Genomic DNA, 22,561 nt, shown 5'->3' with positions numbered 1-22,561 from the left:
CGGATCGGGAAGGGAGCCAGGAGAGGGATCCAGGGATGGACGCGGTTCGGTTCGACTTCGCCGGCTGCCGGGTGCTCGTCACGGGCGGCACCTCGGGCATTGGCTACGGGGTGGCGAGCGCTTTCGCCGACGCCGGAGCCGAAGTGCTCGTCACCGGCCGCAAGGCCGCAGCGAGCGACTACGACCGCGATCTGTCGCGCTTCGAGTACGCGTCCGCGGAGATGACGAACGCGGCGTCCCTCGACGCCCTCGTCGGCGGCCTCGATCGTCTCGACGTGCTCGTGAACAACGCGGGTGCGAACCTCGTGGCGAAGGACGAGTGGAAGCCCGAGACCTTCGCCGAGGCCCTGCAGATGCACCTGGTCAGCGGCTTTCGCCTGGCCGTCGGCGCGAAGCCCCTGCTCGCGAAGAGCGCGCTCGAGGGTGGGGGCAGCGTCGTGAACTGCGCGAGCATGTCGGCGTTTCGCGCCGTGCCGCTGGTACCCGGCTACGGCGCCGCGAAGGCGGGGATCGTGCAGATGACCCTGAACCTGGGCGTCGCCTGGGCGCGCGAGAACGTGCGCGTGAACGCCGTCGCGCCCGGTCTGATCGATACGAACATGACCTCGGTGATGAAGGCGAAGGGCATGGAGGCGATCGAGTCCGCCGAACTGGCGCGGGTGCCGATGGCGCGCTGGGGCGTGCCCGGCGACGTCGCGCCGACCTTCTTGTTCCTGGCGAGCCCGGCGGCTCGCTTCATCACCGGTCAGACCCTCAACGTCGACGGCGGCTACTCGGTGATGTAGCGCCGGACGCCCGCGGCGTTCCGGCATGGCGAGATAGGAGTCCGAATGAGCGAACGAGGCGAGCCCCTCTACAAGAGTCGACCGACCGGTCCCGAGGCGGCCCGCTTCGGCTGGTGCACCCGCTTCAACGATTCCGTGTCGATGTCCGAGGGCAACTCGAACACCTACCTGATCGAGACGTCCGAGGGGAACGTGCTGATCAACACCGGCATGGGGTTCGAGGCGCCGGTGCACCACCACAACTTCCGCGAACTCGCCGGCGAGATCGACGGCAAGCTCCGGTACGTGGTGACGACCCAGGGCCACGTCGACCACGTCGGCGGCGTCCAGTTCTTCCGCGACCGCAACCCGGGGCTCCAGTACGTGGCCCACGCGAACAACCCGGAGCATCAGTCCTACGACCGGCGACTGACGCGGTTTCGCCAGGCGCGCTCCGCCTTCCGGTTCGCCGACACCTTCCCGAAGGTGTTCCAGGCCTACGCCGAGGCCGGCTACACCGACCTGAACCCCCAGGACACCCCGACCGCCGACGTACTCTTCGAAGACCGCCACACGCTGACGCTCGGCGGTGTCGAGATCGTGCTGATCGGACAAATGGGCGCCGAGACCAACGACTCGTTGATCGTTTGGCTGCCGGAGTCGCGGCTGTGCTTCACGGGGAATCTCTTCGGGTGTCCCTTCGGGCACTTCCCGAACCTCGTGACGATCCGCGGCGACCGCTACCGCGACGCGCTCACCTGCGCCGAGGCGGCCCAGACCGTCCTCGACCTGGAGCCCGAAGCCATCCTCTACGGCCACCACGCGCCGGTCGTCGGGGCCGAGCTGATCCAGCGCGAGGTGACGGCGATTCGCGACGCCATCCAGCACGTCCACGACGCGGTCGTGAAGGGCATGAACCAGGGCAAGGATCTCGCGACCCTCCAGCAGGAGATCACGCTGCCGCCCGAATGCGAGGTGGGGCAGGGCTACGGGATGGTCTCGTGGAGCGTGCGCGCGATCTGGGAGAACTACGCGGGTTGGTTCAAGCACGCGTCGACGACGGAGCTCTACGGCGTGCCCCAGTCGGCGGTCTTCCGCGACCTGCTGGAACTCGCGGGAGCCGACGCGGTGGTCGAGCGGGCCCGGAAGAAGGCCTCGGGTGGTGAGCGCGAGGCGGCGCTCCACCTGCTCGACATCGTCCTCGCCGCCGAACCCCAGCATGCGGGGGCCGTGGCCCTGTGCATCGAGGTGCACGAATCCCTGCTTGCCGACGCGCGTACCTTCTGCACGACCGGGAACTTCTGGCTCGAAGGCTGGCTCGAGCATCAGCTCAAGCTGCTGCGCGGCGGCAAGTTCACCTCGCTCGCGGAAGTGCTGAAGTAAGGGCGGCGCGCGCTAGCCCGAGCCGAAGAGCAGGTCGAAGGCCTGCTTCGAGTCCCAGTACTCCTGGAAGCGCGCGATCTTGCCGTCGCGCAGCTTCACCAGGAACAGATAGTCGTTGATGTAGTCGCGGCCCTGCTTCGTCTTGCAGGTCATCGTGAACTGGTAGACGACGTGGTCGTCCTCGGCCTCGAGGTAGAGGCGATGGGGGTGCTCCATCGTCTCGGGCAGATACCCGACATCGAGGTCCTTCCCGCTGTTGGCGACATTGAGCACCGCTTCGAACCCCTGGTGTTCGATCGAACTCTCGTTGCCCGGGATGGGCATGGAGCGCGTCGTGATCCAGGTGACGTCCTCGGTGGCCAGCGAACGCGCGAGCTCCGGGTCGGTCCAGAGCGAATCGAAGAAGGTCTGGACGGTGGCTTTGTTCGAGGCCATGGGGAACTCCGGGGTGGCTAGGGGCGGTTTCGAGAAGCCGATACACTGCCCGAGGACGCGCAGACGAATCAACCGGGGGGTGAGCCGATGCGTGAACGGTGGGGAGACGTGGGCCTGGCGTTCGTCCGGGCGCGACGCCAGGGCGTGGCCGGGGGGCTCGGCGCCGCGATCGCCGTCCTGTTGACGAGCGGGGCCTTCGGGGCGACTTCCGTGCTGGTACCGATCGCCGATGGAGAGCTGAGCGACGATCCACGTGACGGCGTCTTCGACACGATCGATGCGACGGACGTGGCGATCGATCTCGAGAGCATCGCGAGCCAGAACGTGTTGCGCCGCGGCGCCCTCGAGTTCGACCTGACGGCGATTCCGGTCGGCGCCACGATCACCTCGGCCACCTTGCGGCTGACCCAGTTCGGCGGTGGCACCGCACCCTCGCGCATCGACGTCCACGGCTACGTGGCCGACGGATCGATCGATCTCGGCGACGCCGAGGCTTCGAACACCCTCGCGGGTCAGACCTTCTACTCGAGCGTTCCGGCGTTCGTCGTGGTGGACGTGACGGGCTACGTCGAGAGTCTCGTCTCGCGGGGCGTTCCTACGCTGGGGCTCTCGTTGCGCACCGACGAGAGTTCGGCGAACGCGCGGCTGCGTTTCGGCGCGTCGGAGCTGGCGTCGGACCCGCCCGAGCTCATGATCGAGTGGGACGTCAGCGGGCCGGCGGTGCCGCCCCACATCTGGCGTTGGCTGCCCGTCCTCGAGGACGGCTACGCGACCGACGACCCGACGGATGGGACCTTCGACACGATCACGACGACGGGCTCGTCGCTCCGAGCGCACAGCCAGGTCACCCAGTTCCTGTCGATCTTCATCACCCGCCGGGCGATGCTCGAGTTCGATCTCGCGATGCTTCCCGGCGCACCGATCCTGGCAGCGACCCTCGAACTCGACGCGTCCCAGCTCTCCACGAGCGGCGGCTCCGCGGACTTCGAGCTCTACGGCTACGAGGGGGACGGCGTCGTCGAACTTGCCGACGCCGACGCGGGCGCGGCCCTCGTCGACACCGTGACGCTCAGCTCGACCACGCCGCCGGTGCGCTTCGACGTGGCCTCCTACCTCACGACGCTGCAGGGCAGCCAGGCGGCGGTCGCCGGCTTCAACCTCCGCTCGGCCCGCGACGGCATGTCCGGCGGGAACGGCCACGACGACGAAGTCACGGTCGGCAGTCGCGAGAGCACCTCGATCGTCCGGCTGCCGCCGCGCCTGATCGTGGAGAGCGCCGCGTCGACGCCCGTGCCGAGTGGGGGAGCCGTGTGGACGGCAGGGGCGGTTGGGCTCCTGGTGGCCTGCGCCGCCCGTCACCTCCGGCGGGTGCGTCGCCGCGCACCCGCCTAGCTCGGGGGCGTCGCCTGTTCGAGGGCCGCGGCGAGCTCGGGCACCGGCCACGGACCCTGCTCGGTCGGGCGGTAGGCCAGCAGGGTCTCGCTCCCGCCGGTGTGGAGTCCGACGTAGCCTCCCACGGCCGTGAACAGACGCCCGGTCCAGGCGGCGGCGCGTTGCCCGGCGAGCGCGGCGTAGAGCGGACCGACGAACCCGGGCGCATCGGGGGCAAGCGACGCGTCGCGCTGCAGGTCGTTCATGATCCCACGCGCATGGAGGTCTCGGATCTTCGCCTCGTAGGCAGGGCCGCTGCTGAGGCGCGTGCGGGCGCCCGGGCAGATCGCGTTCGCCCGCACGCCGTGCTCGCGGAGTTCGGCGGCGATCGCGAACGTCAGGCTGTTGATCCCGCCCTTGCCGGCCGGGTAGCCCGTCCCCCCGTAGTGGCCGAGGTAGGCGTGGGAGCTGGTGTTGAGGATCGCGCCGGAGCGCTGGGCGACGAAGAGCGGCGCTGCGTGACGGCAGGTGTGGAAGGTGGCGGTGAGATGGGAGTCCACCAGCTCGTGCCAGGCCTCGGGGGCGAGATCGAGGATCGAGGAACCTTCGGGCTCGGCGATGCCGGCGCAGTTGATCAGCACGTCGAGACGCCCGAACGTGTCGCGCGCCTGGGCGACGAGTTTGCCAGCCAAGTCGAAATCCGCGACCGACCCGACGCAGCCCACCGCGTCGCCACCTGCCGCGACGAGCTCGCCCACCACGCGCTCCACGGCGTCGGCATGGCGTCCGTTCACGACCACCCGGGCGCCTTCGCCGACGAGGGTGTGGGCCACGCTCCGCCCGATGCCCCGACTCGATCCGGTAACGACAGCGAGCTGGCCCTGAAGCGAGGAGGGCGCCGTCACCGCGAGGAGGCCGCCGGCTCCGCCCGCGCGCGCGGCGGGGACGGGGGTTGGGGGTGCGGAGCGCGGGATCGTTGGGGCATTCGGCCTCGGCGACGGGCGGTGGGTGGCAAAGGAAGCAGGCAGTGGTTCGGCAATGGAAGCAGGCGGTGACGGGAGGCAAGGCAGGCAGACGGCGGTGGTGCCTCAGGCGCACTCCAGACGCCGCCCGCGCGTTCCGATAAGATAGGTCGCCTGCGCCCCCAACCCGGGATCCCGTGAAGCTGCCCCTCCCGAGAATCCTCGCTCCCCTCGCCTCGGCCCCGATCGGCGTCGCCTGCACGCTCTTCCTGGCGGGCGTCCTGGCCGGCTGCTCCGAGTCCGAGCCCGAGCCGCCGCCGCGCGCCACGCCGCCGCCCGTCGAGAACCCGATGCTCGCCGAGCCGCGGACCGAGAACGACCAGCAGCGTCTAGACGCCGTGGTCCGCTCCGAGGACCTGATCGAGCAGATGCGCGCGCAGCTCGGCGAGCTGGCGTTCGCGATCAAGAACCTCCAGCTCCCCGACGCGCGCACCCGCGAGCTGTTCTGGCCGGCGGTGCTCGAGGTCTGGGATCTGGCACCCGAACCCGCGGAGAGTGCCTCCGGGCCGGCGCTCGGCGCGGTCGGGATCGCAGTGCGGGACTGGCCCGTGGTCGGCCCGAAGACGGTGGGGACGCCGGACCTCGACCTTTGGCGTCCGCTCCTCGATGGCGTGGCCCGCTTCGAGCACGCGAAGCTCAAGATCAAGAGCGGCCGGTTCGTCCCGGGCGATCCCGAGCGCTTCGAGACGGACGTGAAGTTCACCGCGCTGGCGGTGCTCGCGTCGGGCGAGCTGTCCTGGGTGAAGTCCATGCAGAAGATGCGCTGGCGGCCCCTGCCCGGGAAAGACGTCACGAAGTCCGAGAACTGGCGCATCGAATCCTGGGAGCTCGTCGACGCCCGTCGTCTCGATGCGCCCGAGCGTCTGTTCGAGGAAGTGGTCGACTTCGCGCTGCCGAGCCGCGAGGCCCGCTCCCGCGCGCGCTTCAACATCCACGAACGCCTCGTGGCGGACCGCATCCTGGCCTCGCGCGCGGGAAAGTCGTTCGAACTGCCCCACGACAACTTCATCGATCCCGCCAACGACCGGCAGCCCGGCGTCGCGGTGGTCGACATCGACCGCGACGGCTTCGACGACATCTACGTGATGTTGCGGCTCGGGAAGAACCAATTCTTCCGCAACCTGGGGAACGGGCGTTTCGAAGAGGTGGCGGGCGAACTCGGGATCGACGTCGATTCCTACTGCTCGGCGGCGCTCTTCGCCGACTTCGACAACGACGGCGACGACGACCTCTTCCTCGGGCGCACCGAGCGACGCAGCCTCTACTTCGAGAACGTGGACGGCCGATTCGCCGATCGTTCCGGGGAGCGCTTCGATGTGGCACTGCCGTACTTCGTGTCCGGCCTCTCGGCTGCCGACTACGATCAGGACGGCCTCCTCGATCTCTACGTCACGACCTATTCGTCGCTGCGCCAGACCGAGAGGACGCTGAAGGGATTCCTGGACCCGGGCGAAGTCGCCGAGGTGGTCAAGCGACGCACCCGCGGCGGGCAGAACGTCTTCTACGACAGCGCCGGTCCGCCGAACGTCCTCTTCCACAATGGCGGGGCGAAGGGCTTCACGCGCGTGCGAAGCCCCGGGGCCCTCGCGTCCTGGCGCAACTCCTTCCAGGCGACCTGGTCCGACTTCGACGGCGATGGCGACCCGGATCTCTATCTGTCGAACGACTTCGCGCCCGACGCCATGATTCGCAATGACGGCGAGGGGCGCTTCGTGGACGTGAGCGAAGAGTCGGGCATCACCCACTTCGGTCTCGGCATGGGTGCATCCTGGGGCGACTACGACCGGGACGGTGAGCTGGACCTGTACGCGACGAACATGTACAGCACGGCCGGCACCCGCATCACCGATCAGCTGACGTATCTGAACCCGAAGATCGCCGACGCGACCGCGGGCAACTACCTCTACCGCAACCAGTCCGGATCCTTCGAGAAGGTCTCCGAGCGAAAGCCGCCTGGCCTCGCCGTTCAGGAGACGGGCTGGTCCTGGTCTTCTCAGTTCGGCGACGTGGACAACGACGGCTACCTCGATCTCGCGGTGCTGAACGGTTTCTACACCGCGCCCCGCGAGGTCGCGCTCTCCGGCGACACCTGAAGCGTGTTCTGGCGGGCGGTCGCCCGCGACGATCCGAACTCCCCGGAACCCTCGATCTTCGATCGCAGCCAGGGGCCGCACTCGGCCGGCTACATCGAAGGCGTGTCGTTCAGTGGCAACGAGCGCAACAACCTGTTCCTCAGCGAAGCGGCGGGCCGCTTCGAGGACGTGTCCGGGCTGTCGGGGATGGACCATCCGGCAGATGGTCGGGCGATGGGCATCCTCGACTACGACCGGGACGGCTACATCGACCTCGCCGTCGTGAACGCGAATGCGCCGAGCTTCCAGCTCTTCCGCAACCGCATCGGTGACCTCGGCCCGAACCGGGAGATGCTGGCGCTCCGTTTCGTGGGCAGCCATCGCGGAGGCGATCCGGACCCGACCCGTTCGAACCGCGATGGCTACGGCGCCCGCGTGGAGCTCACGATGGGCGATTCCCGGATCGTCCGCGAGCATCGCGCGGGAGAGGGGTTCTCGTCCCAGAACAGCCGCACGCTGCTCGTCGGGCTCGGTGAGGATCCGGGCGCGCTGGGCCTCCAGGTGCGCTGGCCTTCGGGGAAGCTGCAAGAAGTCGCCGCCGCGGACGCGGGTTCGCTGGTCACGCTCTATGAGGATCCGGCCGAATCGCCGGACGGTTCGGGGGTCGTCGTCGAGCCCTACCGGCGCCCCGGGCTCGCGGCGAAGGCCCGGCAGGCGTCGCCCCGATCGCTCGCGCTGAAGAAGCTCGCGCTGAGCTCCTACGGTTCGAGCAACGGCGCGAAGCTGCGCATGCTCACCACGATGGCCACCTGGTGCGAGACCTGCAAAGGCGAGCTCCCCCAGATCGCGCTGCTGCGCGACGCCTTCGACGCGAAGGACGTGGCCCTGCTCGGCGTGCCCGTCGACGAAGACGACGACCCGGCGAAGCTCGAGCGCTACCGCGACGAAAACGAGCCGGCCTACGAGATGCTGATGCCGCTTCCCGAGACGGACCGCGCTGCGGTGCAGGCGGCGGTGATGGAAGCGCTGCGGATCGACGCGCTGCCCGCCACGATCATCGTCGACGGGAGTGGGAACGTCGTCTACGCCGATGCGGGCGTTCCATCCGTCTCGGAACTGCGCTCGCTGCTCGCGGGCAGCTGAACGAGGCGGGTAGGGGGCCACAGCGTGACCGAACCGCTTCCGCTCTCACCCGAGTCACTGGAGGCGGCGGCGCGACCGCTCGAGAAGGCAGGCACGCTCCCCGCCGAGGCGTACACGTCGCCCGCGGTCTACGCCCTGGAACGCCGCCATCTCTTCGAGGGCGGCTGGCTGTGCGCGGGACGCGTCGACCAGGTGCCCGAGCGCGGCGACTTCGCGCCGCTCGATCTCCTCGGCGACCGGCTCATGCTGGTCCACGGGAGCGACGGCGAGATCCGCGTGCTGTCGCGGGTGTGTCGTCACCGCGGCGCCGAACTGGTGGGCGAGCCGGGCAACACCCGCGTCTTCCAATGCCCCTATCACGCCTGGACCTACGATCTGACCGGCCGCTTGCGCGGCGCACCCTTGATCGACCGCGACGACCCGGCCCTCCACGACTGTCGTCTTCCCGAAGTGCGCAGCGAGGTCTGGCTGGGCTGGGTGTTCGTGAACCTCGATGGCCACGCAGCGGCACTCGGGCCCCAGCTCGAACCGCTCGAGGAAGCGCTGGCTCCCTTCGGGATCTCGGAGATGACGGCGGTCCATACGGCGACCTATCCCTCGCCCTTCAACTGGAAGGTGCTCGTGGACAACTTCATGGAGGCGTACCACCACATCGCCACCCATCGCGACACGCTCGAAGGGGTGTTTCCCGCAGCGCGCTCCGAGGTTCCCGACAACCACGGCCCCTACTCGCTCCTGCGGATGCCGGCGAAGGAGGAGGGCGTCGATCCGCTGCTGGCCGCCGTCGTCTATCCCTTCCACCTGTTCGCGCCCGGCAAGCATGGCACGGCGTGGTATCAGCTCTTCCCGTTGGACGCCGAGCACTTCGAGCTGCGGATCTACACCTGCGCAACGCGCGCGCAGTGGGAGGATCCGGCGACGGCCGAGGCGCTGACCGGGATGCAAGCGCTGGTGCGAACCGTGCACGAACAGGACATCGGCGCGTGCGAGGCCGTCCAGGCCGGGATGCAGGCGGCGAGCTTCGAGGTCGGCACGCTCGCGCGCTTCGAGAAGGCGATCTGGCAGTTCAACCAGTGGTGGCTCGGGCGTTGGTCCGGCCCCTCGGCGAGCGGTCGCTGAGCTCAGCGGAACCACCCCGGCGGCACGCCCGCGCGTCGACCGCTCTCGACCCAGTTCTCGAGCCAGGTCTGGTTCATCGAGAGGTTCGAGCGCGCGCGGCTGCAGGCCTGGGCTTCGCGGACCTCTTCATCGCGAGCGCGTCGCCCTGCACCCGACTTCCAGCGGAAGCGGTCCTTCTTGCAGGCTTCGACCTGGGGCTCGAGGCGAGCGATGGCGGCGCGGTAGCCCTCCGCGCGCTCGCGCCACTGGGCTTCGGTGAGCCCGTTGACGCGCTCTTCCTCGGGCTCTGGCCTGGCACCGCGACGCCCGGGCCGCTTCGTCGCGGGGGCCGGGGAGGCGGCGGCCGGAGGGGGCGACGAACCCTCGAAGCGTTGGAGGGATCCCTGGCCGCTGCCGAGGGGCCGCTCGGCGACACCGCGTTGATCGGGCGGGACTTCGTGCAGCCGGCTCGTGAAGTGGACGTTGCCCTGATCGTCGACCCACCGGTAGATCTCGGCGCTGGCCGGGAGCCCGAGCAGACACAGGACGACGGCGGCGCTGGCGGTCCGTATTCCCATGAAGCGCTCCTCGGAGGATCCCTCGGCCCGACCGGCCACGGTCTTGAGCGGCGCAACGCGTCGTGCTGGCAGCGCCGCGCGGAGCCGCCGTACACTGCGGCCGCCATGGCCGAGTTCGAGGAGCGTCTGCGCGAGAGCCTGGCCGGCGCCTTGCCCGGCTTTCGCGCCCTGCGTTCCGTCCGGCGTCTGAGTGGCGGGGCGAGTCAGGAGACCTACCGACTCGAGGTCGAGACCGCGGCGGGGCTGCAACCGCTCGCGGTGCGCCGGGCGGCTGGCGGATTCGACGCGGGCGACGAGGCGACGGGGCCCGGGCTCGCCGTCGAGGCCGAGCTCTTTCGGGTCGCGCGCGCGGCGGGGGTGCCCGAGCCCGAGATCCTCCACGTGTTCACTCCCGAAGAAGGGCTGGGCCCCGGCTTCGTCATGGAGTGGCTCGAGGGCGAGACCGTCGGCGGGCGGATCCTGCGCGCCCCGGAGCTGGAGGCCGTCCGTCCGCGTCTGGCCTTTCAGTGCGGTGAGATCCTGGCCCGCATCCACGGCATCGACGTCGCCGCGCACGGACTCGACGCGAAGCTGAAGACGGTGCCGGCGGAGGCGTTCGTCCGCGAGGTCTGGGACCGCTACGTCTCCTTCGAGACGTCGCTGCCGATGATCGACTACACGGCGCGCTGGCTCCTCGATCACCTGCCGCCCACCCAGGAAGCGCGACTCGTCCACAACGACTTTCGCAACGGGAACCTGATGGTGGGTCCGGAGGGCGTGGTGGCGGTGCTCGATTGGGAGCTCGCCCACCTCGGGGATCCGATTCGCGACCTTGGCTGGATCTGCACCAACTCGTGGCGCTTCGGTCGGACCGAGCTGCCCGTCGGAGGCTTCGGCTGCCTCGAGGATCTGCTCGACGGCTACGCGCACGTCTCTGGCGTGCGGGTCGACCCGGACCACGTGCGCTTCTGGGAGGTGTTCGGCTCGTTCTGGTGGGCGGCGATGAGTCTGTCGATGGCGGTGGCCTGGCGCGGTGGGCTCGATCGCACCGTCGAGCGGCCGGCCGTGGCGCGCCGGAGCTCCGAGTGTCAGGTCGACTGCGCGAATCTGATCATCCCCGGCCCGGTCGAACTCGTCGAGGAAGCGCCGGCGGCGAGCTCGGTCGACATGCCGCGTGTCGACGAGCTCTTGACGAGCGTGCGCGACTTCCTGCGCGAAGACGCCCGGGGGGCGCTCGAGGGGCGCGCCGCCTTTCTCGCCCTGGTCGCGTCGAACTCGGTCGACATCGCACTGCGCGAGGGCGCGCTGGGCCCGGCGCATCGCGCGTGCGAGCTCGAGCGACTGCGCCGACTGTTCCACAGCGAGGGCTCCCTCGCCGTCCTGCGCGCGCGACTCTGCCGCGAACTCCGTGAGGGCGACATGCGACTCGACCGCCCGGGCCTCGCCGACCACTTGCGCATCACCGCCGCCAACCAGCTCGCCATCGATCAGCCGCGTTACTCGGGGTTGGCGACGGCGCTGAACGCAGCCCCCTGACCCAGGAGACCCCATGGCCAAGATCCTCGGAAACCTCTCGCCGGAAGACGACGGGCTGCACGCGCTGGGGCCGGAGCCCAACTTCAACGAGAGCATGTACTTCAACTTCTTCGATCCCAGCCGCGGGCTCGGTGGCTTCGTGCGTCTCGGCAACCGGGCGAACGAGGGACGCGCAGAGATGACCGTCTGTGTGTTCCTCCCCGATCGCCGGGTGCTGTTCGCCTTCAAGCGGGCCTCGATCGACCACAACGACGCGTTCGACGCCGGGGGCCTGCGCCTCGACGTGGTCGAGCCCACCCAGCGGCTACGCACGCGCTACACGGGCGGCGTGATCGAGCTCGCCGACCCGGTGGCGCTGGCCGATCCGAGCCGCGCCTTCCGGGACAGCCCGAAGCGTCGCCTGAACCTCGATCTCACCCACGAGGCGGTCGGGCCCATGTACGGGAAGGCGAACGACCCCTCGGAGGCGGGCCGCGATCCTGAGAAACAGTTCGCGAAGGCCCACTACGAACAGCACATGCGGGTCTCGGGCACGCTCGACTATGGCGATGGCGAGATCGCGCTCGGAGGCTTCGGGCTCCGCGATCACTCCTGGGGGCCCCGCTACTGGCAGGCGATCGACCGCTACGAGTGGCTGACCCTCAACTTCGGTCCGGACCTCGGCGCGATGGTCAGCCGCGTGCAGGTCGCGGGGGCACCGCTGCGGCAAGGCGGCGTGATCGTCCGAGGCGACGACGTCGACAACATCGTTGGGATCGAGATCGATGCCGAGTACGAGGAGAACGGCCTGTACCACCGGTCGCTCATCGCGCGGATCGAGACGAAGAGCGGCGCGTCACACGAGATCAGCGGGACCGTGCGCGGCTTCATCCCGCTGCGGAATCGCCGCGACGGCCGCATGACCCACATCGGGGAAGGCATGACCGAGTGGCGTTGGGGCGATCGCACGGGCTACGGCCTCTCCGAGTTCCTGCGCCAGGTCTGACACGCCGGCCGCCTTCGCGCGGCCGAGCACGCAAAGGAGAACCCCGGTGGACTTCGAGATTCCCGCCGAGCTGCAGTCCTACCTGCAGGAACTGGACGCCTTCATCGAGGCGGAGATCCGCCCGCTCGAGGAGCAGGACGACAACATCCGCTTCTTCGATCACCGCCGCGAGGACGCCCGCACCGACTGGGACCGGGGCGGTCTGCCGAACGAGGCCTGGGAGGCGCTGCTGGGGGAGGCCCGCCGGCGGGCCGATGCCGCCGGGCACTACCGCTACCCCTTCCCGAAGGAGTACGGCGGTCGCGACGGTACGAACCTCGGGATGGCGATCATCCGTGAGCACCTCGCCCACAAGGGTCTCGGCCTGCACAACGACCTCCAGAACGAGCACTCGATCGTCGGCAACAACGTGGGGCTCCTGCTGATGCTCGAGTACGGCACCGAGGCACAGCAGCGCGAGTGGGTCGACGATCTCGCGACTGGGCGGAAGGGTTTTGCGTTCGGGATCACCGAGCCGGCTCACGGCTCCGACGCCACCCACATGGAGACCCGTGCGGTGCGCGACGGCGACCACTGGGTGATCAACGGCGAGAAGACCTGGAACACCGGGATCCACAAGGCCCCCTACGACATGGTCATGGCGCGCACGTCGGGCGAGGCGGGAGACGGGAAGGGCATCACCGCGTTCCTGGTGCCCATGCAGGCCGAGGGCGTTCAGATCGAGGAGATGCTCTGGACCTTCAACATGCCCACCGACCACGGGCGGGTGTCGTTCACCGACGTCCGGGTGCCCGAGTCCGCCATCTTCGGCGGGGACGGGCGGGGGCTCGCGGTGGTCCAGCACTTCTTCAACGAGAACCGGATCCGGCAAGCGGCTTCGAGCCTGGGCGCCGCCCAGTTCTGCGTGGATGCGTCGGTGGCCTACGCCAACGAGCGGAAGCCCTTCGGCAAGCCCCTGTCGGCGAATCAGGCGATTCAGTTCCCGCTGGTCGAGCTCCAGACCCAGTGCGAGATGCTGCGCGCCCTGATTCACAAGACCGCCTGGCAGATGGACCGGGATGGCGCCTTCTCGGTCTCGGACCGGGTGTCGATGTGCAACTACTGGTCGAACCGGCTCTGCTGCGAAGCCGCCGATCGCGCCATGCAAGTACACGGCGGTCTCGGCTACTCCCGTCACAAGCCCTTCGAGCACATCTACCGTCACCACCGCCGCTACCGGATCACCGAAGGCGCCGAAGAGATCCAGATGCGCCGCGTCGCGGGCTATCTCTTCGGTTTCATGAAGCAGCGCGCGCCGAAGGGCGTCGACGAGGCGAAGGGCTGAGGCCGCCCGCTAGGTGCCGATGCGCCGCATCTGGTAGCGGTTGGTCGTGCGCGCGACGACCGTGCCCTCGGCGTCGACGAGCTCGCACTCCCAGTCGTAGTCGGCCTTGCCGTTGGCCTCGGCCGCAGCGGCGATCTCTTCGATCCGAGCGTCGGTGAGCGAGACCTCGACGGTGATGTCACTCTTCGCGGGCCTTCGGAACTGGATGTCGAGACTCTTGACGATCGGGTAGAACTGCTTCGCATCGAAGCTGCTCACGAACAGAGCGCCGCCCGGGACCTCGGCCAGCGTGAAGAGTGCGCCGGCGTACATCATCCCGACGTGGTTGACGTTTCCCTCGAGGGGCATGCGCATCCGGACGTAGCCGCGGCGCGCTTCTTCGAGCACGAGACCGCTGCGATCGACGAAGGGGATCAGGCCGCCGGTCGCCGAGCGCGGCGGAGTCTGCGAGGAATATTCGGGCACCAGAAAGGCCTCCGGGTGGGGACCCAAGAGGTACACCAGAAAACGAACGGACCCACGCGCCTTCGCCGCCGGTCTGGTCGGCCTGTCGATTCCCGCTCGGCACCGGTCGGGCGGGGTAGAATGCGACGACCCGAGGAACGGAGGACGACCGTGCGCGCGCTCTTCTATCACGGCAAGGAAGACATCCGCTTCGAGGAGGTTCCGGACCCCTCGCCGGAACGGACCGACGGAGTCGTCGTGCGCATCGAGCGCACCGCGATCTGCGGCTCGGACCTCCACATCTACCACGGCACGATGGGCGACGACCCCTACGCAATCGGTCACGAGGCGATCGGGGAGATCGTCGAGGTCGGTTCGGCGGTCCGACGCTTTCGCAGCGGCGATCGCGTGCTCGTGTCGGGCGTGATCGGCTGTGGGGGCTGCGGAAGCTGCTTGCGCGACTACGTCGATGCCTGCGAGACGTCCGGGGCACGGGTCTTTGGTACGAACCAGGGACTCGCCGGCGGTCAGGCCGAAGCCCTTGCCGTCCCGGACGCCGACCGGAGCCTGCACCGGATTCCCGACGGCGTGACGGCGAAGAGCGCCGTGCTGCTCACCGACATCCTGCCCACGGGCTACTACGGGGCGCTGAACGCCGAGATCGAGCCGGGCCACGACGTCGCCGTGATCGGCTGCGGCCCGGTCGGGTTGATGGCGATCCAGAGCGCCCAGCTCTTCGGTCCGCGGCGGGTGTTCGCACTGGACAGCGTCCCGGACCGGTTGGCTGCCGCCCAGAAGCTCGGCGCGATTCCCTGCGATGTCGGGGCCGACGTGAACGCCGAGATCCTCGAAGCGACGGGCGGCCTCGGTCCCCACAGCGTGATCGAGGCGGTGGGCGCCGACGCGACCATCCAGAACGCCCTGGCGCTGGTACGGCGAGGCGGCCGGGTGAGTGTGATCGGCGTGAACCTGAACCCCGAGTTCGTCTTTCCCATGTCGCTGGCGCTGATGAAGAACCTGACCTTCCGGATCGGCGTGTGTCCGGTGCCGCGGCTCTGGCCCAACCTGGTGCCATTGCTCGCCGAGGGCACCCTGCAGCCCGACTTCGTCTTCACCCACGAGCGTCCCCTCTCCGAGGGGCCCGAGGCGTACGCGCTCTTCGACAGCCGTCGCGACGGCGTGTTGAAGGTGCTGCTCGACCCCACGGCCTGAGTCACCGCGTGCCCGCCCGTCCCGCCAAGCCGTCCTTCGCGAAACCGTGTCTGGACATCGCGCTGATGACCGATCGGCTCGACGCCGCGCGCGCCTTCTGGGGCGAAACCGTGGGTCTCCCTTTCGAAGAGACGCTGCGGCCCCAACGGGGTGTGGCCCAGCACCGTTTCGGGATCCACGGGTCCGTCGTGAAGGTGAACTGCGTGGAGTCGCTCCCCGAGGAGCCGCGTTCGGGCATTCGCGCCCTGTGGATCGCGGACCCGGCGGTGACCGAGGCGCGCAGGCTCGAAGGGCCGCATGGCGAACACGTCGAGCGGGTCGCACCCGGCACGCGGGGCATCACCGCCCTCGGGATCGGGCTCGCGGTTCGCGATCGCGAACGACACCGGGCCTTCTACCGCGACGTGCTCGGCTTCGACGAAGACGGCGACGCCCTGGTGTGTGGAACCACGCGCCTCTTCCTGGAAGAAGACCCCGATGCGCCGGCCGACGCGTCGCTGTTCGGGCCGGGCTATCGCTATCTGACCGTGCAGATCTTCGACTGTGCCGAATCCCACCGACGCGCCCTGGCCGCGGGGGCGCAGGAAGGCGCGCCGCCGCGCCGCGCGGGGGAGGTCGCCATCTTCTCCATGGTCCGCGACCCCGACGGCAACTGGGTCGAACTCTCCCAGCGCGCATCCCTCACCGGGCCCCTCCCGGCCCCGGGCTGAGCGGAGCGGCCCGCGAAAGAGCGGGAGTTTCGGTGGTTTGCGGCCCCGTCGGGCGCGCCCGCAGGACAGGTGATCGTGGCCTCCGACGGGCGCCCGGAGTGATCGCCGCGGCCGGCGAGCGGCGCTAACCTGCCGGCCTTCCTGGGAACTTCCCGTTCCCCGACCACCCCAACGCCAACCCCACTCGTCCGGATCTGCCGTCCGGCCGCAGCCGCACGGAAAGAGCATGAATCAAGAGCAACTCGACAAGGTCCGCACCCAGCCCGGCTTCATCGCCGCCCTCGACCAGAGCGGTGGCAGCACGCCGAAGGCGCTCCGCCTCTACGGCGTTCCGGAAGACACCTACTCGGGCGACGCCGAGATGTTCGACAAGGTCCACGAGATGCGCTGCCGCATCATGACCAGCCAGAGCTTCGGGGGCGATCGCATCCTCGGCGCGATCCTGTTCGAGATGACGATGGACCGCGAGGTCGAGGGGCAGTCGACCGCCGACTACCTGTGGCAGAAGAAGCAGGTCGTCCCCTTCCTCAAGACCGACAAGGGCCTCGCCGACGAGAAGGACGGCGCCCAGATCATGAAGCCGTTCCCGGATCTCGACGATCTGCTCGATCGCGGCGTTGCGAAGGGCATCTTCGGCACGAAGATGCGCTCGGTGATCAAGCTCGCCAACGAGTCGGGCATCAAGGCTGTCGTCGATCAGCAGTTCGAGATCGGTCGCCGTATCGTCGCGAAGGGTCTCGTGCCGATCATCGAGCCCGAGGTCGACATCAACAGCCCCGAGAAGGCGGCCGCCGAGGAGATCCTGCGGCGCGAGCTGCTCGCCGGGCTGGGGTCGCTCTCGGCCGACGAGAAGGTGATGTTCAAGCTCACGCTTCCCGAGACGGACGGCTTCTACAAGGAGTGCCAGGACCACCCGAACATGGTTCGCGTGGTGGCGCTCTCCGGTGGCTACAGCCGAGAAGAGGCGAACGGTCGCCTGTCGCGGAACCCGGGAATGGTCGCGAGCTTCTCGCGCGCACTCACCGAGGGCCTGTCGGCCCAGCAGTCCCAGGCCGAGTTCGACAAGCAGCTCGACGAGTCGATCCAGAGCATCTACGACGCCTCGAAGACCTGATCGCGAAATCGCGGAGCGCCGGAACGACTTCGGCGCTCCGCTCCTCGCGCCTCCCGCTCAGGGCGCCTCCGGGCCCTGCGCGGCACGACGCACGCCCCGGCGCCAACGCTGCGCCACGATCGCGTGCAGGAGCACGATCGCCAGCGCGGACAAGACGCCCGAGGTGAGGAACGCGCTCCGGTAACCGCTGGCGCTGACGATCCCGCCGTAGACCGGGCCGATCAGCGCATTCGCCACGTCGAAGAACGCGGTGTAGGTGGCCATGGCCGAACCACGCTGGTGCTCGGGAACGCCCTGCACCGCGATCGCGATGAAGGACGGCGACTGCAGCGCGAGCCCGCAAGACAAGAGCGCCGCGCCGACGAAAACACCGGCCGGCGCCGCCCATCCCGCGACCACGAGACTCGCAAAAACGGTCGTGGCCAGGGCCAGGGTGCCGGCGCGCACCGGGCCGATTCGATCGGGGACGCTGCCGAAGAAGATCCGCACCACGACCATCGCGATCGACGACACCAGGAAGACTGCACCCACGTTCTCGAGGCCGACCTCGCGACCGTAGAGCGGCACGAACATCTGGAAGCCGTTGAAGGCGAACACGCCGAGCAGGGTGAGCATGCCCGGGGCCAGTGCGTTCCGATGGATCAGCGGAGAGGGCTCGGTCGACGGCGGCTTGGGCTGGCTGTGGAGGAAGAGCGCGACGCCGCCCCCCGCGGCGGTAACGGTCGAGAGGGTCGCCCACACCGCGGCGTAGGAGAGAAAGCCGAGCAGCACTTCGCCCAGCGCCGGACCGAGGCCCATGCCGACGTGGAAGGAGATCAGGACATAACTCGCGGCTTCGCTGCGCCGCGACTCGGGTGCGAGCTCGATCGAACGCAGGGTCGAGGCGGTCATCACGGCCGCGCTGCCCGCCCCGAGCACGAGGCGGGAGAGAATCGCGCCGGGCACGTGGGGGAGGGCGGCCAGCAAGAGCAGCCCCAGCGTGGCGAGCACAGCGCCGAGCAGGATCACGAGCCGCGCGCCCCGGCGGTCGGCGAGACGTCCCAGGCCGATGCGCGTGAGCAGCGCCGAGATCGCCGTCGAACCCATCACGATGCCCGCGGTGAGCTCGCTGCCGCCGAGTTCGTCGACCACGAAGCGTGGCAGCAAGGCGTTGACCGCGCTCGTGCCGAGGAAGAAGACGCTGGCCGAGGCCGTCAGCGTCCAGAACTCGGGCGTGAGCAGTCGCGGGCGGCTGCCAGCGTCAGCCACGAGGATGGGCCCGTTCGATCGTCGGGCCCATCAACGTCGCTTCGGGAGCGCGCCGCTCTGGCTGGCCGTGGCGAGCAGGGTTCCGTCCTCGGCAAAGAGCGAGAGTTCGCCGTGGAAGAACCCGGACGCCATGCCCTGCACGCGCGAGTCGATCAGGCACCAGCGCGCGGGGACCAGGCGACAGATGCGCAGGGTGTTGTCGAGACTGCTGGACCCTCGGGTCACCGGGATCGAGCCGGGCAGGAAGTCGGCGAAGATGGCCAGCAGCCCCGCCGTGATCGGCTCGTCCTCCAGGGTGCGGATCCAGACGCGCGCGTGGCCGTCGTGGTCGGTGGTCGTGTCGACGACGTCGCGACGCTCGAGCCGCGTATGGAGATCGTCTTCGGCGACGAAATGCGGCTCGTGTACGGGACAAGCGTCGGGCGGCGGCACCTCGGGCATGGGGACGTGCTGGCGCCCGGCCTGGTCGGGCCGGGAGCCGAGCGCGGCGTTCACCGTCAGGATCTCGCGCTCGCCCACGTGGCTCACCACGCGCGCCTGGGTCACGGTCTTCCCGGTCACGGGAATGTGCACGTCGATATCGACGGTGGCTCCGGGCGGTGCGAACGAGAGGTACTGGGCGGTGGCCCAGATCAGCGGGCGCCCGGTCGCCGTCTCCAGGGCGTGGATCGCGGACCCGAGACCCACGCCGCCCATCATGAACTGCCGCTCGGCCGGTCCGACGAGCAGGTCGTTCGCCACGGGCAACAGGAAGCGCCTTGGGTTGTGGGTCGCGACGGGCGTATAGAAGCGCGAATCGGACAACGCGTCTCCCGCTAGCGGGCGCCGAGTCGGTAGAGGTAGACCTCCGCGATGTTCTCGTTGCGCGGTCGCAGGCCGTACTTCACCTCGTAGGCGTCGGCGAAGCGGTCGAACTCCTCCTGGGTCTCGACGCGACTCGCGGCGAGCTCGTAGACCGCGTCTTCCACCTGGAGTCGGACGCGCGGATCGGCGTCCATGTGCTCGATCCAGGTGGCGCGCTCGGCCCCCGCGTGCACGTAGAGCTGGTCGTCCGCCGCGGCGATCCAGAGATTCACCGAGTAGGGCTCGCCCGGGTTCGTCTCGAGCTGGATGGTGTCGACCTCGTCGGTGAACGACCAGTCGGCAGGCGTCGCGGCCGTGGCGCCTTCGAGGGCGCCGCCGGGAAACAGGACGAAGGGTCCGCTGCAGGCCACGGCGAGCGGACCGACGAGCAGGGCGGTGAGCAGACGGCCGGTCTTCTTGATGGAGATGTGGGAACCCATGGTGTCCTCCTGGGCGCGTTGAAGTAAGGGGTGGGCCGGGAGCGCCCGAGCTTAGTCGTCGGTATCGGTGGTGCGCATCCAGCTGTGGCCGTAGCGCTCTCCGAAGACGCGCTCGGGCGCGAACAGGGCGTCGAGTCTGGCTTCCGTATCTGCCGGCAGGGCGACGTCGGCCGCCGCGGCGTTCTCCTCGAGATACGCACGTCGCTTTGTGCCCGGGATCGGCACGACGTCCGAGTGCTTCGCCAACAGCCAGGCGAGGGCGACCTGGCCCGGCGCGGCGTCGAGCGACGTCGCGATCTCCTGCAACTCGCGCACGAGGGTCAGGTTGCGCTCGAGGTTCTCGCCCTGGAAGCGGGGCATCGACGCCCGCATGTCGCTTTCGAACGCCGCGCCCTGCCCGAGCTTCCCGGTCAGGATCGCGCGCCCGATGGGGCTGAAGGGCACGAAGCCCACACCGAGCTCGCGGCAGGCCGGCAGCACGTGCTTCTCCGGGTCGCGCGTCCACAGCGAGTACTCGGATTGCACCGCTGCGATTGGGTGCACGGCGTGGGCCTTCCGCAGGGAGCGGGCCGAGATCTCGCAGAGACCCAGGTGCCGGACCTTCCCGGCCTTCACCAGGTCGGCCATCGCACCCACGGTGTCCTCGATCGGCACCTCCGGGTCGGGCCGATGCAGGAAATAGAGATCGATGTGATCGGTGCCCAGCCGCTCGAGGGACTCGTGGCAGCGGTCCGCCACCTGCTCGGGGCGACCGTCGATCGACGGTCCGCCGTCGCCGACGACGAAGCCGAACTTCGTGGAGATCTGGATCTCCTGGCGTCGCGGGCCGAGCACGCGGCCCAGCAGCTCTTCGTTGCGGCCCAGGCCATAGGCGTTCGCCGTGTCGAAGAAGGTGACGCCGATGTCGAGTGCGCGCTGGAGCGTGCGCTCGGACTCTTCAGGGTCGGCCTTGCCGTAGGTGTCGGACATGCTCATGCAGCCGAGACCGATGGCGCTGACGTCCAGGCCGCCGAGGCTTCGTCGATTCATGCTGGGTTCCTGCCGTCGGGCGCGGCGAGAGGGTCGCGCAGTTCGGGGTGGGTCGCTCGTCGGGCGGGGCCGGACGGTCGAGCGAGCGGGGGCGGGAGGGGCTATGCCGGCGCGATCTCCGCGCGTACGGGAAGGTGCTTGAGGCCTCCGACGAAGCTCGAGGCGAGCTTGGCGGGCTCCCCGGCCAGCTCGATCCGGCGCAGTCGCGGGACCAGCTCCTCGAGGAGGACGCGGATCTCCATACGAGCCAGGGTCGCGCCGAGGCAGAAGTGCTCGCCGATCCCGAAGCCGAGGTGGGGGTTCGGGTGGCGGTCGACCCGGAAGGAGAAGGGCGCCTCGAAGACGCTCTCGTCCCGGTTCGCCGAGGCGTAGAAGAGCGCGAGGGACTCCCCTGCGCGGATCTTCTGGCCGGCGACCTCCGTGTCCTCGGTGGCCGTCCGAACGAAGTGGTTCACTGGCGAGGTCCAGCGCACGATCTCGTCGGCCGCGCGGTTCGCCAGGCCGATGTCGGCCTGCAGCTTCGCGAGTTCGTCGGGGTGTTCGATGAGGGCCAGGAGGCCGCCCGAGAGGGCGTTGCGCGTGGTCTCGTGCCCGGCCGTGAGGACGATCAGGTAGTAGCTCAGCAACTCGAGCTGGGGGATGGGCGCACCCTCCACTTCGGATTGCGCGAGCACGCTGGCGAGGTCGTCGCTGGGGTTCGCGCGGCGTTCGTTCGCGATCTTCTGGAAGAACGCGAAGAAGTCCTGGCGCAGCTTCGCCGCGTCGGCTTCGGCATCGCCCGTGGCCTGGAACTCGGGATCCTGCGCGCCGAACATCTCGTTGGTCGCTCGCAGCACGAAGGGTTCGTCGGCCTCGTCGAGGCCGAACAGGTGGGCGATCAGCCGGAGCGGGTGCAGGGCCGCGACCTCGGTGACGAAGTCGGATTCTCGCGCGCTGCCATCTCCTGACATGCGATCCACGAGCTCGCGCGCGGACTCGACCATGCGCTCCTCGAGCGCCTTCAGGTTTCGCGGCTTGAACCAGGGCGTCGCCAGGTTGCGATAGACGCGATGGTCCGGCGGATCCATGTTGACCAGGGTGCGCATCTGGCTGCCGATCGAGTCGGTTTCCTCGAGCGCTTGCAGCATGACGGTCAGTCGCGGCTCGCTCGAGAAGCGCCCGGGATCCTTCGAGATCGCACAGATGTCCGCGTGTCGGGTCACCGCCCAGAAGCCGCGATAGCCCTCGGGTTCGAAGTAGTGGAGCGGCGCGTTCTTCCGCAGCTCGGTCCAGAGTGCGTGGGGGTAGCCGTCGCGCGCGTAGCGCGCGGGCGCGATCAGTTCGAGGCCGGTTCCGAAATTCATTGGGAACCGCCTCCGGACAGCTCGGAAACACGCTGCTCGAGCCCCTCGAGCATCCGGGCGTATGCCGGCTCGATCCAGTCATGGTTCCAGAAGGGCACCGCGATGCCCCGGTAGTCCTCGTGCTGGATCACCTTCGTGCCGCCCGCGACCGGCTCGAGCTGGTAGCGGTTGTGGAACTCGAGGATCCAGAACGGCCCGCCGACCTGGTAGAGCTCCTCGGCCGGGCGCATCTCCCTTACCGAGGACGTGATCGTGTACTCGCGTCCATCGGGCTCACGGAGGTGGTTCAGAAGCTCCGCCCCTTCCTCGAACTCCCCCTCGACCTTGTAGATCACCGGATTCCATGCGCCGTAGCCCGCCGGGTCGGTGATCACCTGCCAGACGACCTCGGGCGGGGCCGCGATCACGCGTTCGGTGTGGACCGAGCTGCAGGCGACGAGGCCGCACAGCAGGGAGAGAGCGAACGGGGTGGTTCGAGTTCGCGACAT

At 69.2% G+C, this 22,561-nt stretch carries 22 protein-coding genes; 12 read left to right on the top strand and 10 right to left on the bottom strand.

Annotated features, from left to right (window positions below):
* Positions 1-35 precede the first annotated feature (35 nt).
* Both AAF430_17755 and AAF430_17750 read left to right on the top strand, forming a co-directional pair.
* Complete coding sequence (locus tag AAF430_17755) at positions 36-785, top strand: SDR family oxidoreductase (protein MEM7412078.1); 750 nt, start codon at positions 36-38, stop codon at positions 783-785.
* A 45-nt stretch (positions 786-830) separates the two neighbouring features.
* On the top strand, positions 831-2,147 hold the full coding sequence (locus AAF430_17750) for an MBL fold metallo-hydrolase (protein ID MEM7412077.1): 1,317 nt from the start codon (positions 831-833) through the stop codon (positions 2,145-2,147).
* A 12-nt stretch (positions 2,148-2,159) separates the two neighbouring features.
* Here the strand turns inward: AAF430_17750 and AAF430_17745 are convergent, their stop codons facing one another.
* Positions 2,160-2,582, bottom strand: coding sequence for a hypothetical protein (locus AAF430_17745; GenBank protein MEM7412076.1), 423 nt, complete (start codon positions 2,580-2,582; stop codon positions 2,160-2,162).
* Between the two features lie 87 nt (positions 2,583-2,669).
* On the opposite strand from AAF430_17745, the gene AAF430_17740 reads away from it, so the two are divergent.
* The gene (locus AAF430_17740) at positions 2,670-3,974 is read left to right on the top strand and encodes a DNRLRE domain-containing protein (protein ID MEM7412075.1); all 1,305 of its coding nucleotides are present in this window, start codon (positions 2,670-2,672) and stop codon (positions 3,972-3,974) included.
* Here the strand turns inward: AAF430_17740 and AAF430_17735 are convergent.
* The gene (locus AAF430_17735) at positions 3,971-4,858 is read right to left on the bottom strand and encodes an SDR family oxidoreductase (GenBank protein MEM7412074.1); all 888 of its coding nucleotides are present in this window, start codon (positions 4,856-4,858) and stop codon (positions 3,971-3,973) included. The two genes, AAF430_17740 and AAF430_17735, sit on opposite strands and share 4 nt — an antisense overlap.
* Before the next feature lie 254 nt (positions 4,859-5,112).
* On the opposite strand from AAF430_17735, the gene AAF430_17730 reads away from it, so the two are divergent.
* From AAF430_17730 to AAF430_17720, 3 genes are read left to right on the top strand one after another with little or no spacing between them, the layout of a single operon-like run.
* The gene (locus tag AAF430_17730) at positions 5,113-7,068 is read left to right on the top strand and encodes a VCBS repeat-containing protein (protein ID MEM7412073.1); all 1,956 of its coding nucleotides are present in this window, start codon (positions 5,113-5,115) and stop codon (positions 7,066-7,068) included.
* Between the two features lie 3 nt (positions 7,069-7,071).
* Positions 7,072-8,190, top strand: coding sequence for an ASPIC/UnbV domain-containing protein (locus AAF430_17725; protein ID MEM7412072.1), 1,119 nt, complete (start codon positions 7,072-7,074; stop codon positions 8,188-8,190).
* Positions 8,191-8,214: 24 nt separating this feature from the next.
* Positions 8,215-9,309 carry an aromatic ring-hydroxylating dioxygenase subunit alpha gene (locus AAF430_17720; GenBank protein MEM7412071.1) on the top strand — a complete coding sequence of 365 codons (1,095 nt, stop codon included), beginning with the start codon at positions 8,215-8,217 and terminating at the stop codon, positions 9,307-9,309.
* Positions 9,310-9,311: 2 nt separating this feature from the next.
* On the opposite strand, the gene AAF430_17715 is transcribed toward AAF430_17720, so the two are convergent.
* Positions 9,312-9,866 (bottom strand): DUF4124 domain-containing protein, encoded by a 555-nt coding sequence (locus AAF430_17715; GenBank protein ID MEM7412070.1) that lies wholly within the window; start codon positions 9,864-9,866, stop codon positions 9,312-9,314.
* A 105-nt stretch (positions 9,867-9,971) separates the two neighbouring features.
* On the opposite strand from AAF430_17715, the gene AAF430_17710 reads away from it, so the two are divergent.
* The 3 genes from AAF430_17710 to AAF430_17700 are packed head-to-tail and all read left to right on the top strand — an operon-like array spanning position 9,972 to position 13,690.
* Complete coding sequence (locus tag AAF430_17710) at positions 9,972-11,381, top strand: phosphotransferase family protein (protein ID MEM7412069.1); 1,410 nt, start codon at positions 9,972-9,974, stop codon at positions 11,379-11,381.
* A gap of 13 nt (positions 11,382-11,394) precedes the next feature.
* Positions 11,395-12,366, top strand: coding sequence for a hypothetical protein (locus tag AAF430_17705; protein ID MEM7412068.1), 972 nt, complete (start codon positions 11,395-11,397; stop codon positions 12,364-12,366).
* Positions 12,367-12,412: 46 nt separating this feature from the next.
* Positions 12,413-13,690, top strand: a complete 1,278-nt coding sequence (locus tag AAF430_17700; GenBank protein ID MEM7412067.1) for an acyl-CoA dehydrogenase family protein — start codon at positions 12,413-12,415, stop codon at positions 13,688-13,690.
* Positions 13,691-13,699: 9 nt separating this feature from the next.
* On the opposite strand, the gene AAF430_17695 is transcribed toward AAF430_17700, so the two are convergent.
* Complete coding sequence (locus tag AAF430_17695; GenBank protein MEM7412066.1) at positions 13,700-14,155, bottom strand: PaaI family thioesterase; 456 nt, start codon at positions 14,153-14,155, stop codon at positions 13,700-13,702.
* Positions 14,156-14,305: 150 nt separating this feature from the next.
* Between AAF430_17695 and AAF430_17690 the strand changes: the two genes are divergently transcribed.
* The 3 genes from AAF430_17690 (at position 14,306) to AAF430_17680 (ending at position 17,170) form a co-directional block, all read left to right on the top strand.
* The gene (locus tag AAF430_17690; protein MEM7412065.1) at positions 14,306-15,346 is read left to right on the top strand and encodes an alcohol dehydrogenase catalytic domain-containing protein; all 1,041 of its coding nucleotides are present in this window, start codon (positions 14,306-14,308) and stop codon (positions 15,344-15,346) included.
* A gap of 8 nt (positions 15,347-15,354) precedes the next feature.
* Positions 15,355-16,056: a VOC family protein gene (locus tag AAF430_17685; GenBank protein ID MEM7412064.1), complete on the top strand. Its 702-nt coding sequence runs from the start codon at positions 15,355-15,357 to the stop codon at positions 16,054-16,056.
* 226 nt (positions 16,057-16,282) lie between these two features.
* The gene (locus AAF430_17680; protein MEM7412063.1) at positions 16,283-17,170 is read left to right on the top strand and encodes a fructose bisphosphate aldolase; all 888 of its coding nucleotides are present in this window, start codon (positions 16,283-16,285) and stop codon (positions 17,168-17,170) included.
* Positions 17,171-17,227: 57 nt separating this feature from the next.
* Here the strand turns inward: AAF430_17680 and AAF430_17675 are convergent, their stop codons facing one another.
* The 6 genes from AAF430_17675 to AAF430_17650 all read right to left on the bottom strand — a co-directional run bounded on the left by AAF430_17675 (position 17,228) and on the right by AAF430_17650 (position 22,561).
* A complete protein-coding gene (locus AAF430_17675) occupies positions 17,228-18,418 on the bottom strand; it encodes an MFS transporter (GenBank protein MEM7412062.1) in 1,191 nt (396 codons plus the stop codon).
* A gap of 30 nt (positions 18,419-18,448) precedes the next feature.
* Entirely contained in the window at positions 18,449-19,222 is a 774-nt protein-coding gene (locus tag AAF430_17670; GenBank protein ID MEM7412061.1) for an acyl-CoA thioesterase, read from the bottom strand.
* Between the two features lie 11 nt (positions 19,223-19,233).
* On the bottom strand, positions 19,234-19,701 hold the full coding sequence (locus tag AAF430_17665; protein MEM7412060.1) for a hypothetical protein: 468 nt from the start codon (positions 19,699-19,701) through the stop codon (positions 19,234-19,236).
* A 51-nt stretch (positions 19,702-19,752) separates the two neighbouring features.
* The gene (locus AAF430_17660; protein ID MEM7412059.1) at positions 19,753-20,730 is read right to left on the bottom strand and encodes an aldo/keto reductase; all 978 of its coding nucleotides are present in this window, start codon (positions 20,728-20,730) and stop codon (positions 19,753-19,755) included.
* Positions 20,731-20,831: 101 nt separating this feature from the next.
* Positions 20,832-22,073, bottom strand: a complete 1,242-nt coding sequence (locus tag AAF430_17655) for a cytochrome P450 (GenBank protein MEM7412058.1) — start codon at positions 22,071-22,073, stop codon at positions 20,832-20,834.
* Complete coding sequence (locus tag AAF430_17650; GenBank protein ID MEM7412057.1) at positions 22,070-22,561, bottom strand: SRPBCC domain-containing protein; 492 nt, start codon at positions 22,559-22,561, stop codon at positions 22,070-22,072. Before AAF430_17650 ends, AAF430_17655 begins: the two co-directional genes overlap by 4 nt.

Source organism: Myxococcota bacterium (assembly GCA_039030075.1).
Lineage (GTDB): Bacteria > Myxococcota_A > UBA9160 > UBA9160 > SMWR01 > JAHEJV01.
Note: the sequence above shows the minus strand (reverse complement) of the source record. Positions and strands in the feature narration are given on the sequence as shown.

What these genes read in the sequence shown, in the direction of transcription:
- AAF430_17740 (MEM7412075.1), top strand. Translation starts at nt 2,670, where the DNA reads ATGCGTGAACGGTGGGGAGACGTGGGCCTGGCGTTCGTCCGGGCGCGA.
- AAF430_17680 (MEM7412063.1), top strand. Translation starts at nt 16,283, where the DNA reads ATGAATCAAGAGCAACTCGACAAGGTCCGCACCCAGCCCGGCTTCATC.
- AAF430_17750 (MEM7412077.1), top strand. Translation starts at nt 831, where the DNA reads ATGAGCGAACGAGGCGAGCCCCTCTACAAGAGTCGACCGACCGGTCCC.
- AAF430_17705 (MEM7412068.1), top strand. Translation starts at nt 11,395, where the DNA reads ATGGCCAAGATCCTCGGAAACCTCTCGCCGGAAGACGACGGGCTGCAC.
- AAF430_17745 (MEM7412076.1), bottom strand. Translation starts at nt 2,582, where the DNA reads ATGGCCTCGAACAAAGCCACCGTCCAGACCTTCTTCGATTCGCTCTGG.
- AAF430_17715 (MEM7412070.1), bottom strand. Translation starts at nt 9,866, where the DNA reads ATGGGAATACGGACCGCCAGCGCCGCCGTCGTCCTGTGTCTGCTCGGG.
- AAF430_17650 (MEM7412057.1), bottom strand. Translation starts at nt 22,561, where the DNA reads ATGTCGCGAACTCGAACCACCCCGTTCGCTCTCTCCCTGCTGTGCGGC.
- AAF430_17665 (MEM7412060.1), bottom strand. Translation starts at nt 19,701, where the DNA reads ATGGGTTCCCACATCTCCATCAAGAAGACCGGCCGTCTGCTCACCGCC.
- AAF430_17660 (MEM7412059.1), bottom strand. Translation starts at nt 20,730, where the DNA reads ATGAATCGACGAAGCCTCGGCGGCCTGGACGTCAGCGCCATCGGTCTC.
- AAF430_17755 (MEM7412078.1), top strand. Translation starts at nt 36, where the DNA reads ATGGACGCGGTTCGGTTCGACTTCGCCGGCTGCCGGGTGCTCGTCACG.
- AAF430_17655 (MEM7412058.1), bottom strand. Translation starts at nt 22,073, where the DNA reads ATGAATTTCGGAACCGGCCTCGAACTGATCGCGCCCGCGCGCTACGCG.
- AAF430_17710 (MEM7412069.1), top strand. Translation starts at nt 9,972, where the DNA reads ATGGCCGAGTTCGAGGAGCGTCTGCGCGAGAGCCTGGCCGGCGCCTTG.